The sequence below is a fragment of the Microbacterium sp. USTB-Y genome (assembly GCF_023703415.1).
Lineage (GTDB): Bacteria > Actinomycetota > Actinomycetes > Actinomycetales > Microbacteriaceae > Microbacterium.
On record NZ_JAGMTU010000010.1, the window covers coordinates 71,835 to 86,351 of the forward strand.

A 14,517-nucleotide genomic window follows, 5' to 3' on the forward strand; every position below is an offset into this window, starting at 1 on the left:
GGACAGACTAACGCGGGAGGGGCCCGCTGCGGCGCCACCGCGTGCCGCGATCCGTGCCACCGAGTCCCAGCGGGGCGAGAGATGCGAGAGTGGAGGGGTGCACTACCTGGATCACGCGGCGACCACCGACCTGCGCCCCGAGGCCGCGGACGAGTGGCTGCGGGTGGCCGGGGCGACCGGCAACGCCTCGTCGACGCACGGTGCGGGCCAGCGTGCGCGCCGCATCCTGGAGGAGTCGCGCGAACGCCTCGCCGCCGCGCTCGGGTGCGAGCCGATCGAGGTCGTCTTCACCTCGGGAGGCACCGAGTCGGTGAACCTCGCCCTCCAGGGCCTGTGGCGCTCCCGCGCCGAGGGGCGCACCGGGATCCTGCTCCCCGACGGGGAGCACCACGCGACGCTCGACACGGTCGCCGCCCTCGCCGCCGAGGGAGCCGGCGTCGTCGCCATCGGACTGGACGCCGTCGGACGGATCCTCGTCGACGCCTTCGCCGCGGCGCTCGCCGCCGAGGGCGTCGCCCTGGCCACTGCACTCGTCGCGAACAACGAGGTCGGCACCATCAACGACGCCGCGGCGCTCGCCGCCTCCGCCGCCGCCGCGAGCGTTCCCCTGCACCTGGACGCGGTCGCCGCGTTCGGTCATCTGCCGCTCTCGTTCGCCGCACTCCGCGGTGAGGCGCCGGCGGGCGCCGGCCTCGTCGCGCTCAGCGTCGCGGGGCACAAGATCGGCGCCCCGGCCGGCACCGGCGCGCTCGTCGTCGCCCGCACCGCGCGCATCGCGCCGCTGCTGCACGGCGGTGGTCAGCAGCGCGGCCTCCGCTCGGGCACCCAGGACGTCGCCGGCGCCGCGGCGTTCGCGCTCGCGGCGGAGCTCGCGGTGGGGGAGCAGGTCGCGGAGGCGATGCGGCTGCGCCGTCTGCGGGACCGCCTCGCCGCGGGGATCCGGGAGCGGGTGCCCTCGGCCGAGCTGCTGGGGGATCCGGATCCCTCCGGCCGGCTTCCGGGCAACGCTCACCTCCTGTTCCCCGGCGCGCCGAGCGAGAGCCTGCTGTTCCTGCTCGATATCGCGGGGATGTCCGCCTCGGCCGGATCCGCGTGCCAGGCCGGCATCGCCGAGCCCTCGCATGTCGTGCAGGCGCTCGGCCGCACCGAGACCGAGGCGCGCAGCGTCATCCGGTTCACGCTCGGAAGGACCTCGTCCGACGACGACGTCGACGCGGTGCTCGCGGTGATCGCGGACGCGTACGCGCGGGCATCGGGATCCTCGATCCGGGGTCGCTGAGCGGGCACCGGCCCAGCGCGACCATCCCCTCCGGGGTCGCTGAGCGGGCGCCGGCCCAGCGCGACCATCCCCTCCGGGGTCGTTGAGCGGGCGCCGGCCCAGCGCGACCATCCCCTCCGGGGTCGTTGAGCGGGCACCGGCCCAGCGCGACCATCCCCTCCGGGGTCGTTGAGCGAGGACGCCGAAGGCGACCGAGACGAAACGCGGCGACCTCACGAGCGACCGCGATTCGTCCCGCACCGACTCCGTCGGCGCTCGCTCAGCCGGCCCCGGAGTGCCCCGACGTACACTGGATCCATGCGTGTGCTGGCGGCGATGAGCGGGGGAGTGGACTCCGCGGTGGCCGCCGCGCGCGCCGTCGAGGCGGGGCACGACGTGGTGGGCGTGCACCTCGCGCTGTCGCGCGCGGGCGGCACCCTGCGCACCGGCAGCCGTGGCTGCTGCACGATCGAGGACGCGATGGACGCGCGGCGAGCGGCCGACCTCCTCGGCATCCCGTTCTACGTCTGGGACTTCTCCGAGCGGTTCCGCGAGGACGTCATCGAGGACTTCGTCGCGGAGTACCGGGCGGGGCGCACGCCGAACCCCTGTCTGCGCTGCAACGAGAAGATCAAGTTCGCCGCCCTCCTGGAGCGCGCGATCGAACTCGGCTTCGACGCGGTGTGCACCGGGCACTACGCGACGCTCGTCGATGGCGAGGGCGGGCTGGAACTGCACCGCGCCTCGGATGCCGCGAAGGACCAGTCCTACGTGCTCGGCGTGCTGAACGCCGAGCAGCTCGCGCACACCTACTTTCCGCTCGGATCCACGCCCTCCAAGGCGCTCGTGCGGGCGGAAGCCGCCGAGCGCGGTCTGAGCGTCGCGCAGAAGCCGGACAGCCACGACATCTGCTTCATCCCCGACGGCGACACCCGTGGGTGGCTCGCGGAGAAGGTCGGCGCCGAGCAGGGCGAGATCCTCGACCTCAACGGCGAGGTGGTCGGCACGCACGACGGCGCGCACGCGTTCACGGTCGGCCAGCGCAGGGGCCTGCGGCTCGGCGTGCCCGCCCCCGACGGCAAGCCCCGGTTCGTGCTCGAGGTCCGTCCGGTCTCGAACACAGTCGTCGTCGGCCCGAAGGAGGCGCTCGCGATCGCCGAGATCTCGGGGGAGCGGCGCTCGTGGGCGGGAGCCGCGCCCGTTGCGGACGAGTTCCTCTGCGAGGTGCAGATCCGCGCCCATGCGGATCCGGTTCCTGCCCGTGCCTTCGTCGCGGAGGACGTCGTCCGGGTCATCCCCGACGAGCCCCTCGACGGCGTGGCGCCCGGTCAGAGCGCGGTGCTCTACGTCGGAACACGGGTGCTCGGCCAGTTCACGATCGATCGCACGGTCTCGGCGGTGCCCGCGGGCGTCTGAACCAGCTGTCGTCGTCGACGACATCGGTTGTCGGCGTCGTCATGTCGCGGTCGGCCGATGCGGGGCTCTGTGATGATGGGTGCACAGTCCGACGGAGGAGCCGCCATGACGAGGACCTACATCCGCGATTTCCACGGGGACGATCTGGACCAGATCGTCCGGCTGTGGGGGCAGGTCACCCGCGAGAACGAGTGGCCCATCTACTCGCTCGCCGAGGTGATCGCCTCCTGCCAGCAGGACCACGCCGTCGTCGCCGTGCAGGGCGAGCTGCTCGTGGGCGCCGCCGTCGGCCGCGGCGCGCACGCCCAGGGATGGATCGTGTTCTTTGGAACGGCGGAGGACGCCGGTTCCGAGGTGAGCTCCTCCCTCCTGCACGCGCTGGAGCGCAAGATGGCGCCCCTCGGCCTCGCGAAGCTCTCCGTGCTCATCCCCGAGGCCGACGGGCTCGGCGCCTTCACGGAGAACGGCTTCCACGTGCACCACTCGGTGCGCTACCTGGAGCGCGCGATGCCCATCCAGCGGCGCGAGATCGACGCGCTGAAAGAGGTCGGCGGACGCATCCTGCCGCCGCACCTGTGGGACCGCGTGGCGGGGATGACGCACGAGAAGACGCTGCTCGAGGAGCGTCTGGTCACGCCGCTGGCGCGCCCGGAGCTCGCCGAGAGGTTCGGGGTGGTGCCGCCGCGGGCGGTCATGCTGTTCGGCCCTCCCGGAACCGGGAAGACCACGTTCGCGCGGGCCGTCGCCTCACGACTGGACTGGCCCTTCGTCGAGCTCTTCCCCTCTCGGCTGGCCGACGGCGGCTCGGGCCTCGCCGGCGGGCTGCGCGCCTCGTTCGAGACGATCGACGAACTCGAGCACGCCGTCGTGTTCATCGACGAGGTGGAGGAGATCGCCTCCCGCCGCGGCGGCACTCCGCCGTCGCCCACCCAGGGGGTGACCAACGAGCTGCTCAAGCTCGTCGCCGACTTCCGCGACCGGGAGGGGCGGATCCTGATCTGCGCGACGAACTTCGTACGGGCTCTCGACGCCGCGTTCCTCCGGCACGGGCGCTTCGACTACGTGATCCCGATCGGGCTCCCCGACGCCGATGCCCGTCGCGCGATCTGGGCGCGGTACATCCCGGTCGAATCCGCCGGGGACGTGGACCTGGACCGGCTCGTCTCGGCGAGCGACGGGCTGACCCCCGCCGACATCGAGTACGCCGCCCGCCGTGCATCGCAGGAGGCTCTGGCACGAGCGCTGCGCGAGGGGACCGCGGGCTCCTCCCTCGGCACCGACGACTACGCGCGAGCCCTCGGCAGCACCCGGGCGACCGTCTCGGCCGACGAGATCGCCGAGTTCCGCGCCGACATCGAGACGATCGCGCGGCTCTGAGAGGGCGGCGCCCCTCGGATGTCGGCGCCCGCTCGTAGACTTCAGGGGTGCCGGAGAACATCTCGCTGCAAGCCGCCCGCGTCGAGGCCGAGGAGCTGACGACCCGCATCCTGGAGGCGAAGGACGCGTACTACGGGCGCGACACCTCGCTCGTCGACGATGCCACCTATGACGGCTGGATGCACCGGCTCGAAGAGCTCGAGCGCGTGCACCCCGAGCTTCAGGGCCAGGACTCGCCGACACAGATGGTGGGAGCCGCCGAGGCCACGGGGCTGCAGACCATCGAGCACGCCGAGCGCATGCTCAGCCTCGACAACGTGTTCTCGCTCGAAGAGCTGCGGGAGTGGGCCGCGAAGACGCGCGCCGCGGCGGGTCGTGAGGTGGCCTGGCTCACCGAACTCAAGATCGACGGCCTCGCGATCAACCTGCGCTACGAGAACGGCGTGCTCACGTCGGCGGCGACCCGCGGCGACGGGCGCGTCGGAGAGATCGTCACCGAGAACGCGCTGCGCGTCGCCGGGATCCCCGAGCGCCTGAGCGGAACGGGGCACCCTCCGATCGTCGAGGTGCGCGGGGAGGTGTTCATCCCGGTCGCCGCCTTCGAGCGTCTGAACGCCGCGCAGGCCGCGTTCCGAGACCGGGCCTACGCCGAGGCGCTGGAGCGGTGGGAGGCGCGCACCGGCGCCAAGAAGCCGTTCGACGAGGAGAAGGCGCGCACGGCTGCCGCCCGGCGCTTCCCGTCCTTCGCGAACCCGCGCAACGCGGCCAGCGGCGGCCTCCGTCAGCAGCTGGACAAGAAGGACGGCATGGAGCTCGAGGCAGGGCTGCTCCGCGTCGACTCCCTCGCCCTGTATGTGCACGGCATCGGAGCATGGCAGGATCCGCCCGTCGCGGCGCAGAGCCAGGTGTACGAGCTGCTGGACGAATGGGGCCTGCCCACGAGCCCGCACACGAAGGTCTGCGCCACGATCGACGAGGTCGCCGACTTCGTCGCGTACTTCGGCGAGCACCGGCACGACATCGAGCACGAGCTGGACGGCATCGTCGTGAAGGTCGACGAGCTCGACCTGCACGACGAGCTCGGCGCCACCAGCCGTGCGCCGCGCTGGGCCATCGCCTACAAGTACCCGCCGGAGGAGGTGCAGACCACGCTCCTCGACATCGTCGTCTCGGTCGGACGCACCGGGCGCGCCACGCCGTTCGCCGTCATGGCTCCGGCGCACGTCGCCGGCAGCGTGGTGCGTCAGGCGACGCTGCACAACAAGGACGTGGTGAAGGCCAAGGGCGTGCTCATCGGCGACACGGTCGTGCTCCGCAAGGCCGGCGACGTGATCCCGGAGGTGCTCGGGCCCGTCGTCGAACGTCGTGACGGCACCGAGCGGGAGTTCGTGATGCCCGAGCGCTGCCCGGAGTGCGGCTCGATCCTCGCCCCTGCCAAGGAGGGGGACATCGATCTGCGCTGCCCGAACACGCGCTCCTGCCCCGCGCAGGTGCGCGGCCGTGTCGAGCACATCGGATCCCGTGGCGCGCTCGACGTCGAGGCGCTCGGCGAGGTCACCGCGGCCGCGCTTACCCAGCCGAGCCACCCCGCCGTGCCGCCGCTGGAGACCGAGGCGGGGCTGTTCACGCTCACGCTCGAGCAGCTCGTGCCGATCGAGGTGCTCGTCCGCGACGCCGAGACGGGCCTTCCGAAGGAGGACGAGGACGGGATCGTCAAGACCCGCGCGCCGTTCCGCCGCAACGCGACCGCGGCCGAGAAGAAGAACGGGATCACCGTCCCCCAGCCGTCGTCGCAGGCCGTCAAGCTCCTGGCGGAGCTGGAGAAGGCGAAGACCAAGGAGCTGTGGCGTCTTCTCGTCTCGCTCAACATCCGGCACGTCGGGCCGGTCGCGGCCCGCGCGCTCGCGCAGTTCTTCGGATCCTTGGATGCGATCCGCGCCGCCTCCGTCGAGGAGCTCGCGGCGGTGGAGGGCGTGGGCGGCATCATCGCCGAGTCCCTGTCGGACTGGTTCGAAGTGGACTGGCACCAGGAGATCGTGCAGCGCTGGGCCGACGCGGGGGTGCAGTGGGCCACACCGGGTCATCCCGGTCCGGGGGCCGCCGTCGTCGAGGGGGGCGTGCTCGACGGGCTCACGGTCGTCGCGACCGGCTCGCTCGACGGTTACACGCGAGACGGAGCGCAGGAGGCGATCATCAAGGCGGGCGGCAAGGCGGCATCCAGCGTCTCGAAGAAGACCGACTTCGTCGCGGCCGGGCCTGGGGCGGGGTCGAAGCTCGCGAAGGCGGAGGAACTGGGTGTCCGGATCCTCGACGCGGCACAGTTCCATATCCTCGTGACGGAGGGGCCGGACGCGCTCGACGCCTGAGGCGCGAACTGGGGAGGAGTCGGCATGACGGGTGGAATCGACCTGCTCCCGACCGTGATCGGGGTGCTCGTCCTCGCCGCCGTCGCGACGGCGGCTCTGCTGCTCTTCCGCGTGCCCGGACGGTGGACGCCGGCGCTCGCGGTCATCCGGGGCGCGGTGCAGCTCGCGGTGATCAGCGTGATCCTGACGGGGATCGTCTCACAACCTGCGTGGATCGGCGTCGCCCTGCTGGTGATGTTCGGCATCGCGACGGGCGTCGCCGTGCGTCGCACGGGCGGCGGCGCCCGCAGTGTGCTCGTGATGGCGACGTCGATCGGCGCGGGCGCGGTGGTGTCGATCGGCACCGTCTTCGCGACGGGCGCCCTGCAGCCGACACCGCGCTATCTCCTCGCGATCGGGGCGATCCTCATCGGCAACTCCATGAGCATCGCCACGCTCGCCGGGTGCCGGTTCACCGCCTCGGTCGTCGACCGCTGGGAGGAGGTCGAGGGGTGGCTGGCGCTCGGCGCAACACCGCGGCGCTCCACACTCGAACTCGCTCGAAGGGCCGTCCGGGAGTCCCTCATCCCGTCGATCGATCAGACCAAGACAACGGGTCTCGTCGTGCTGCCGGGTGCCTTCGTCGGCGCGATCTTCGGCGGCCTGTCACCGCTCGACGCGGGGCGCTTCCAGATCGTGGTGCTCGCGGCGATCATGGCAGCCGGATCCGTCACCGCCGTGCTCATCGCCACTTGGCTCGGCCCGGTGCGCACCAAGCCGGTCATCGCGGCTTAAGAGCACGAGATCGTGCCGAATGCACGGGATCGTGCCGAGTGCACGGGTCCTTCGCGTCAACGTGCCGTGTCATCGGCAGCTCGTCGTGCACTCGGCACCGCGCCCGGGGGAACCGCGCATCGAGGTCCGTGCGCTCGGAAACTCGCCGTGCGCCCGGCGAGGACGCCGGGCGCACGGGAATGCTCAGTCCTTATGACGCGGCTTGCGCGGGGGCCGCTCGTCGGTGCGCCGGTCATCGCGCGGGCGGTCGTCGCGACGCGGGCGGTCACCGTAGCCGCGATCCCCGGATCCGCCCTCGTACGAGCGACGCGGACGGTCGCCGTAGCCGCGGTCACCGCCGCGGTCGTCCCGGCGGGGTCCACGGTTCGGGCGACCGGAGTCGCGCTGGATCTCGATGAGGCGGCCCGAGATCCGGGTGTCGCGCAGGCGATCCAGCACCGATGCGTCGAGGTTCGCCGGCAGCTCCACGATGGAGAAGTCGGGACGGATCGTGATCGCGCCGAAGTCGTCGCGACCGAGCCCGCCCTCGTTCGCCAGCGCGCCGACGATCTGCCGGGGCTCGACGCGGTGGCGGCGGCCCACCTCGATCCGATACGGCGTGTAGTCGCCGCGGCTGCGCCGCTCGGGCCGGGCACCGCGGTCGTCGCGATCACGCGCGTCGCGACCTCCCGAGCGCTCGGGGCGGTCCGTCCGAGGCGGGCGGTTGTCGGCGGCCACGGCGGCGGACAGCGCGTCGTTCTCGGGGTCGAGCAGCAACGGCGTCTCGCCCTGCGCGACGACCGCGAGCGCCGCGGCGACGTCGGCCTCGGGCACGTCGTGGTGGCGCACGTAGTGGGCGATGATGTCGCGGAAGCCTTCGATCCGCCCCGTCTCCTCCAGCGCCGCGGTGATCGCATCGTCGAAGCGCGCGAGGCGGGTGCTGTTCACGTCCTCGGTCGTCGGGAGCTGCATCTGGGTGGGCTGCTGCCGCGTGGCGCGCTCGATGTGCTTGAGCAGGTAGCGTTCGCGCGGCGTGATGAAGCTGATCGCGTCACCGCTGCGCCCCGCGCGACCGGTGCGGCCGATGCGGTGCACGTACGACTCGGTGTCGGTGGGGATGTCGAAGTTCACGACGTGGCTGATCCGCTCGACGTCGAGCCCGCGCGCCGCGACGTCGGTCGCCACGAGGATGTCGAGCTTGCCGTCCTTGAGCTGGCCGACGGTGCGCTCGCGCATCGGCTGCGGGATGTCGCCGTTGATCGCCGCGGCGGAGTAGCCACGGGCACGGAGCTTCTCGGCCAGCGTCTCTGTCTCGTTCTTGGTGCGGACGAACACGATCATGCCCTCGAAGTTCTCCACCTCGAGGATCCGGGTGAGCGCGTCGACCTTCTGCGCATACGAGACGACGAGGTAGCGCTGCGTGATGTTCGCGTTGGTGGTCGTCTTGCCCTTGACCGAGATCTCCTCGGGGTCGTGCAGGTACTGCTGGGCGAGCCGGCGGATCGTCGCGGGCATGGTCGCGGAGAACAGCGCGACCTGCTTGTCCTCGGGGGTCTGCGCGAGGATCTGCTCCACGTCCTCTGCGAAGCCCATCTTGAGCATCTCGTCGGCTTCGTCGAGCACCAGGTTCTTGAGCTCGGACAGGTCGAGCGTGCCCTTGGCGAGGTGGTCCATGATGCGGCCCGGGGTGCCCACGACGATGTGCACGCCGCGACGGAGCGCCGACAGCTGCACGCCGTAGCCCTGTCCGCCGTAGACGGGCAGGAGGTGAACGCCCGGAAGCTGGGCGGCGTAGGCCTCGAACGCCTCCGCGACCTGCAGGGCGAGTTCGCGGGTGGGGGCGAGCACGAGCGCCTGCGGGTTGCGCTGCTGCAGATCGAGGTTCTCCAGGATCGGCAGGGCGAAGGCCGCGGTCTTCCCCGTTCCCGTCTGCGCGGTGCCGAGCACGTCGCGGCCCCCGAGCAGCAGCGGGATCGTCTCGCGCTGGATCGCCGACGGCGTCTCGTAGCCGAGCGCCTTGATCGCGGCGAGAACGGGGCCGGTGATGCCGAGCTCTTCGAAGCCGGGGCCCGCCGGCGCTTCCGCTTCGGTCGTTCCGTCGCCCTCCGCAGCGGGGTCGATGGGGGTCTCGGTCGGCGTCGCGTCGTCTCGGGTCACAACTCAGGGTACCGTCCCGGCCCTGGGAGATCGCAGCCCGGGGCCGCACAGGGCTCGATCCGTGGCCGGGATCGGGCCCTTCGCGGGATCGGAGACAACAGGACCGGTCAGTTCCCCGAGGTCAGCGCGACCAGACGTTCCTTGACCTGGCGGCGCAGCACCTTGCCGATCAGCGAGGTCGGCAGCTCGTCGACGACGAAGATGCGGCGGGGAACCTTGTAGGGCGTGAGGATCCCGCGGGCGAACTCGCGGATCGCCTCGACGTCGACGTCCGTGCCCGGATCCACCACGATCGCGGCCACGACCTCCTCGCCGGAGTGCTCGCTGGGAAGTCCCACGACCGCGGCGTCGATGACGTCCGGGTGCTGGCGCAGGGCGCCCTCGACCTCGGTGGGGGCGACGTTGAAGCCGCCGGTGATGATGAGCTCCTTGATGCGGTCGACGATGCGCACGAACCCGCCCTCGTCGATCGTGACGATGTCGCCGGTGCGGAACCAGCCGTCCGCGAACACAGCCTCCGTCTCCTCGGGCTTGCCGTAGTAGCCCGAGAACACCTGCGGTCCGCGGACGACGAGCTCGCCGGGCTGCCCCGGCTCCACGTCCTTCGTCGGCTCGTCCGGATCCACGACACGGCACTCGGTCCCGGGAAGCGGCAGCCCCACGGTTCCCGGGACGCGGTTGTCCGCGACGGGGTTCGCCATGAGCACGGGGGAGCACTCGCTCAGGCCGTACCCCTCGACGAGGTACCCTCCGGTCGCCTGCTCGAACGGGACGACGAGCTCGTGCGGCAGGGCCATCGCGCCCGAGATCGCGACCTCGATGCCGGCGAGCGAGACGCCCTTCGCGGTCGCGGCCTTGAGCAGGCGGTCCGCGATCGGCGGCACGAGCGGCAGGAACGTCGCCGGGTGCTTCTTGACGACGTCGAGGACGAGATCCGGGTCGAACTTGGGGAACAGCACGAGGCGCGCCCCCATCGACATCGCGAAGGTGAGGCAGAGCGTGAGCCCGTAGGCGTGGAACATCGGCAGCACGGCGTAGACGACGCAGCCGTTGCCGCGCGTGATCGACGGGACCCACGCCTGCGCCTGTGCGGCGTTGGCGAGCAGGTTGCGGTGCGTCAGCGAGGCGCCCTTCGGGGTGCCCGTGGTGCCGGACGTGTACTGGATGATCGCGAGGTCGTCGGTCGCCGGCCGCGGGTGCGACGCCGGGAGCGGGGAGTATCCGAGGACGGACTCCCAGGTGACCGTGCCGCGTACCCGCGTGGTGAGCGCCTCCCGGGATTCACGCGCCTTCGCGACCGGGAGGCGCAGGGCGAACCGCGTGAGCGCGGGCATCGCGCGGGTGACGTCGACCGAGATCAGGTTCGTGACGGCGAGATCCGAAGGGAACTCCTGCACGGACGCGACGACCTTGTTCCAGACGATCGCGTGCTTCGCGCCGTGGTCCTCGAACTGCTTGCGCAGCTCGCGCGGCGTGTAGAGCGGGTTGTGCTCCACGGCGACGGCGCCCAGGCGCAGCACGGCGTAGAACGCGACGATGTGCTGCGGGCAGTTCGGCAGCACGATCGCCACCGGATCCCCGGCCTTCACGCCGAGCGCCTTGAGCCCCGCGGCCGCACGGTCGATCGCGGCCTGCAGGTCGCGGTAGGACGTCGTCCGCCCGAAGAACTGCAGGGCGGGGGCGTCCGGGTAGTCGCGGGCCGACGCCTCGACGATGTCGACGAGGGATCCGGAGACCACGGCGAGATCCTCCGGCACCCCCTCGGCGTAGCTGGCGGTCCAGGGGCGCGGGGGAACGAACGTCGTCACCTGCTCAGCCTATGCCGCCGGGCGGCGAACATGCTCCGGGCGGCGCCACCCCCTCCGCACCCCCCGGAGCACCTCACCGGCGCTGTTGCTCGCTGCCGGAGAGCTTCTGGGCCAGGGCGATCGGGACGATCGAGACCACGACCAGCACGACGGCGATCACGGACACGATCGGCGCCTGGTTGGGGCGGGCGACGTTGTCGATGATGAACATCGGGAGCGTCCGCACCCCGGAACCGGCGGTGAACGTCGTCACCACGATCTCGTCGAAGGACAGCGCGAACGCGAGCAGTCCGCCGGTGAGCAGCGCCGAGCGCAGCTGCGGGAAGGTGACGAGCCGGAACGTCGTCCAGATGCCGGCTCCGAGGTCTGCCGAGGCCTCCTCGAAGGAGGTGCCCATGCGTCGCAGTCGGGCGACAGCGTTGTTGAAGACGGTGACGATGCAGAACGTCGTGTGCGCGATGATCACCGTCCAGATCGACAGCGGAACCCCGAGGATCGTGCGGAACAGGTTGTTCAGCGCGATGCCGGTGATGATGCCGGGCAGCGCGATCGGGAGGATCACGAGCAGGTTCACGGTGTTGCGGCCGAAGAACGAGAACCGCTGCAGCGCGAAGGAGAGCATCGTGCCGAGGATGAGCGCGAGGGCCGATGAGATCAGTGCGACGAGGGCGCTCGTGCCGACGGCCTCGAGGGCGCCGTCGCTGCGGAACGCCCGCCCCCACCACTCCAGGGTGAACCCGGGAGGTGGCCAGGTGAGCGACGACGACGTGGAGAACGAGTTGACGAGCACGACCAGGAGCGGCACGTACACGACCGCGAGGATCACGGTCGTGACGACGCCGAGGGTGACCCTGGTTCCGAGGGAGATGCGCACGATGACTCCTACAGGTTGTCCAGGGCGCCAGTGCGGCGCACGAGGAAGAGGTAGCCGAAGATGATGACGATGGGAATGAGGGCGATCGCGCTCGCGAGCGGCAGGTTGTTCGCCGCGCCGATGTCCTGGTAGACGAGCGTGCCGAGCATCTGCGCTCCGCCGCCGACGATGCCGATCGTGATGTAGTCGCCGAGAGACAGCGAGAAGCTGAAGATCGTGCCGGCGATGATCGCGGGCAGGGCCATCGGCCACACGACCAGCCGCAGCGTGGCCCAGCTGCGTCCGCCCAGGTCGCCCGAGGCTTCGAGCAGCGAGCTCGGCACCCGCTCGAGACCCGCGTAGATGGGCAGGATGACGTACGGCAGCCACAGGTAGGACAGCGTGATGATGGTCGCCGTGATGCCGTAGCCGGGGGTGCTCCCGCCGAAGGGACGCAGCAGCCAGTCCAGGATCCCGTCGCTGGAGAGCACCGACCGCCAGGCGAAGGCCTTCACGAGGTACGAGGCCCAGAGCGGGGTCAGCACGAGCACGACGAGCGCGCGCTGCAGGGCAGGGGAGGCCACCATCGCCATGAAGTAGGCGATGGGCAGGGCGAGGGCCACGTCGATGAGGGTCACGGCGAGGGCGATCCCCACGGTGCGCAGCGTGATGCCCTGGTAGAACGCATCCGTCACGACGGTCACCACGTTGTCGAAGGTGAACTCGGTGCGGATCTGACCGGTGTAGGTGTCGGTGGTCCAGAACGCCGTCACGAGCAGCAGGGCCAGGGCGACGACGTAGACCGCCCCGAGCCAGAACAGCGGGGCCGACAGGAGCAGGGCGAGACGGGCGCGCGGGTGCGCGGAGAGGTAGACGGATCCGCGTCGCGCCGCGGAGCGGCGGGGCGACGGGATCGACGAGCGCGGCGGCGTCTTCGCCGGTGCGATGGTGGTCATGACGGGCCTTTCGGGTCCCGGTCCCGGTCGCCCGGAGCATGAGCCCCGGGCGACCGGATCCGATCAGTTCCGGATCTGCTGCCAGGCCGTGGTCCAGCCCGCGTAGTCGATGCACTTCACGTCGGTGCGGCCGTCGAGGCACTTCGCGATCGGGGTGGTCCAGTACCAGATCTTCTTCGCGTAGTCGGCGTCGCCCGCGTGGTACGAGGCGCAGTCGTCGCGGTAGTCGCACGCCTTCTCGCTGGAAGGCGCTTCGCCGAAGAACGCGGTGGCCTGGGCGTTCGCCTTCGGGCTGGAGATGTAGTCGAGCCATGCGTACGCGCAGTTCGGGTTCTTCGCCTTCGACGAGATCATCCAGGTGTCGCTCCAGCCGGTGGCTCCCTCGCTCGGAAGCACGACCGCGGTCTTGGCGCCTTCGCCCTCGAGCGTGTTCTGGATCACCTGCCAGGTGGTGCCGGCCACGCTGTCGCCCGACTGGAACGACTGCACCTCCTTGAGGTAGTCGCCCCAGTACTCGCTGATGTTGGGACGCTGCTCCTTGAGCAGGTCGACGGCGGCGTCGAACTGCTTCTGGTCCAGCGCGTAGGGGTTGGTGATCTTCAGCTCCGGCTTGTGCGCCATGAGGTAGACGGCGGCGTCGGCGATGTAGATGGGGGAGTCGTAAGCCGTGATCTTGCCCTTGTGCTCGGACGCCTTGTCGAAGACGACGTCCCAGGAGGTGGGCGCGGTCGGGAACGTCTCGGTGTTGTACATGAGCAGATTCGCGCCGTAGCCGTGCGGGACGCCGTAGTGCTTTCCGTCGACCGTGTTCCAGGCGCGGTCCTTGAGGAACGGGAAGATGCCGTCGTAGTTCTTCAGCAGCTTGGTGTTGACCTCGACCACGTCGCCCGAGGCGATGAGGCGCAGCGACGCGTCGCCCGACGCGGAGACCACGTCGTAGTCGCCGGTCTTCATGAGGTTCAGCGCCTCGTCCGAGGTCCCGAAGGTCTTCGCCTCGACCTTGCAGCCGGTCGCCTTCGTGAAGTCGGAGACCCAGTCGACGTTCGGATCGTTCGATCCGTCCTCCACATAACCGGGCCAGGCGAGGATCTTGACCGCGCCCTCGGTCTTGCCGAGCTTCTCGATCGGGCCCGACGCGGCGCCGCCGCCACCGGATCCTGCGGTGCCGCAGCCCGTGAGTGCGGCGATCACCGCCGTGGCGAGGCCGACGGCCGCGAAGGCCGTGAGGGTGTTCTTTCGCATGGAGTACTCCTTTGTTTCTCTTGCGTTCGGTGGTGCGAGGGTTCAGTGCGTGTCGACTGTGCGGATGGTGCGGGAGGGGGTGTCGTTCTGCTCGGCGATGGGTGCGTCGCCCAGGGCGACGACGTCCGCGTCCCGCCAGGACACGAACACCCGGTCGCCGTGGCTCCCGTGCGCGCGACCGCCGGCGTTCTGCTGCAGCACCGCGACCCGCGGCCCCTGGTCCAGATCCACGACCAGCCGCACCCCGGAACCGAGATAGATCGCCTCCGCGACCACCCCCGCCGCCGACCGCGACCCCGCCTCCGTCGACGGGCCGGCACCGACGAGCATC

At 71.0% G+C, this 14,517-nt stretch carries 11 protein-coding genes; 5 read left to right on the forward strand and 6 right to left on the reverse strand.

Annotation, left to right across the window (positions count from 1 at the left end; all coding sequences use genetic code 11):
• Positions 1-97: 97 nt before the first annotated feature.
• From J8G10_RS18320 to J8G10_RS18340, 5 genes are all read left to right on the forward strand, one after another.
• Positions 98-1,279: an aminotransferase class V-fold PLP-dependent enzyme gene (locus tag J8G10_RS18320; protein WP_251448455.1), complete on the forward strand. Its 1,182-nt coding sequence runs from the start codon at positions 98-100 to the stop codon at positions 1,277-1,279.
• 297 nt (positions 1,280-1,576) lie between these two features.
• Complete coding sequence (mnmA, locus tag J8G10_RS18325; protein ID WP_251448458.1) at positions 1,577-2,674, forward strand: tRNA 2-thiouridine(34) synthase MnmA; 1,098 nt, start codon at positions 1,577-1,579, stop codon at positions 2,672-2,674.
• 105 nt (positions 2,675-2,779) lie between these two features.
• Positions 2,780-4,051, forward strand: coding sequence for an ATP-binding protein (locus J8G10_RS18330; protein WP_251448461.1), 1,272 nt, complete (start codon positions 2,780-2,782; stop codon positions 4,049-4,051).
• Between the two features lie 47 nt (positions 4,052-4,098).
• On the forward strand, positions 4,099-6,417 hold the full coding sequence (ligA, locus tag J8G10_RS18335) for an NAD-dependent DNA ligase LigA (protein ID WP_251448463.1): 2,319 nt from the start codon (positions 4,099-4,101) through the stop codon (positions 6,415-6,417).
• A gap of 24 nt (positions 6,418-6,441) precedes the next feature.
• Positions 6,442-7,191: an ABC transporter permease gene (locus J8G10_RS18340; RefSeq protein WP_251448465.1), complete on the forward strand. Its 750-nt coding sequence runs from the start codon at positions 6,442-6,444 to the stop codon at positions 7,189-7,191.
• A gap of 183 nt (positions 7,192-7,374) precedes the next feature.
• Here J8G10_RS18340 and J8G10_RS18345 read toward each other — a convergent pair whose 3' ends face one another.
• The 6 genes from J8G10_RS18345 to J8G10_RS18370 all read right to left on the reverse strand — a co-directional run.
• Positions 7,375-9,291 (reverse strand): DEAD/DEAH box helicase, encoded by a 1,917-nt coding sequence (locus J8G10_RS18345; protein WP_251448488.1) that lies wholly within the window; start codon positions 9,289-9,291, stop codon positions 7,375-7,377.
• Positions 9,292-9,434: 143 nt separating this feature from the next.
• Positions 9,435-11,135 carry a long-chain-fatty-acid--CoA ligase gene (locus tag J8G10_RS18350; protein WP_251448467.1) on the reverse strand — a complete coding sequence of 567 codons (1,701 nt, stop codon included), beginning with the start codon at positions 11,133-11,135 and terminating at the stop codon, positions 9,435-9,437.
• 73 nt (positions 11,136-11,208) lie between these two features.
• On the reverse strand, positions 11,209-12,009 hold the full coding sequence (locus J8G10_RS18355) for an ABC transporter permease (protein WP_251448469.1): 801 nt from the start codon (positions 12,007-12,009) through the stop codon (positions 11,209-11,211).
• Between the two features lie 8 nt (positions 12,010-12,017).
• Positions 12,018-12,944, reverse strand: a complete 927-nt coding sequence (locus J8G10_RS18360; protein ID WP_251448471.1) for an ABC transporter permease — start codon at positions 12,942-12,944, stop codon at positions 12,018-12,020.
• Positions 12,945-13,007: 63 nt separating this feature from the next.
• The gene (locus J8G10_RS18365) at positions 13,008-14,186 is read right to left on the reverse strand and encodes an ABC transporter substrate-binding protein (protein ID WP_251448473.1); all 1,179 of its coding nucleotides are present in this window, start codon (positions 14,184-14,186) and stop codon (positions 13,008-13,010) included.
• A 42-nt stretch (positions 14,187-14,228) separates the two neighbouring features.
• The coding region (locus J8G10_RS18370; RefSeq protein WP_251448475.1) for a TOBE domain-containing protein at positions 14,229-14,517 on the reverse strand (289 nt) is incomplete at its 5' end.

Bases quoted from the DNA above. Each gene is read 5' to 3' on its own strand.
- J8G10_RS18365 (WP_251448473.1), bottom strand. From the start codon at position 14,186: ATGCGAAAGAACACCCTCACGGCCTTCGCGGCCGTCGGCCTCGCCACG.
- J8G10_RS18360 (WP_251448471.1), bottom strand. From the start codon at position 12,944: ATGACCACCATCGCACCGGCGAAGACGCCGCCGCGCTCGTCGATCCCG.
- J8G10_RS18340 (WP_251448465.1), top strand. From the start codon at position 6,442: ATGACGGGTGGAATCGACCTGCTCCCGACCGTGATCGGGGTGCTCGTC.
- mnmA (WP_251448458.1), top strand. From the start codon at position 1,577: ATGCGTGTGCTGGCGGCGATGAGCGGGGGAGTGGACTCCGCGGTGGCC.
- J8G10_RS18330 (WP_251448461.1), top strand. From the start codon at position 2,780: ATGACGAGGACCTACATCCGCGATTTCCACGGGGACGATCTGGACCAG.